This is a genomic window from Burkholderia sp. MSMB1078WGS, from assembly GCF_001528895.1.
In the GTDB taxonomy this organism is placed as follows: Bacteria; Pseudomonadota; Gammaproteobacteria; order Burkholderiales; family Burkholderiaceae; genus Burkholderia.
Window position 1 is genome coordinate 1 of sequence record NZ_LPDI01000029.1, and the last position, 595, is coordinate 595.

A 595-nucleotide genomic window follows, 5' to 3' on the forward strand; every position below is an offset into this window, starting at 1 on the left:
TGATCTTCATCGACCAGCAGCCGCAGATGGCGTTCGGCGTGCAGTCGATCGATCGCCAGACGCTGAAGAACAACGTCGTCGGGCTCGCGAAGGCCGCGAAGGTCTTCAACATCCCGACCACGATCACGACGGTCGAAAGCGACAGCTTCTCGGGCCACACCTATCCCGAGCTGCTCGACGTGTTCCCGAACCAGAAGACGCTCGAACGCACGTCGATGAATTCGTGGGATGACCAGAAGGTGCGCGACGCGCTGGCCGCGAACGGCCGCAAGAAGGTGGTCGTGTCGGGCCTGTGGACCGAAGTCTGCAATACGACGTTCGCGCTGTGCGCGATGCTCGAAGGCGACTACGAGATCTACATGGTCGCCGACGCATCGGGCGGCACGACGCAAGCCGCGCACGACTTCGCGATGCAGCGCATGGTACAGGCCGGCGTGGTGCCGGTCACGTGGCAGCAGGTGATGCTCGAATGGCAGCGCGACTGGGCGCGCCGCGACTCGTACGACGCGGTGATGGCGATCGCGAAGGAGCATTCGGGCGCGTACGGGATGGGCGTCGACTACGCGTACACGATGGTCCACAAGGCGCCGCAGCG

At 64.5% G+C, this 595-nt stretch carries 1 protein-coding gene; it reads left to right on the forward strand.

Going from position 1 to position 595, the window contains the following annotated elements:
- Window positions 1–2: 2 nt before the first annotated feature.
- A partial coding sequence (locus WT24_RS06685) for a hydrolase (RefSeq protein WP_082742116.1) occupies window positions 3–595 on the forward strand: 593 nt, incomplete at its 3' end.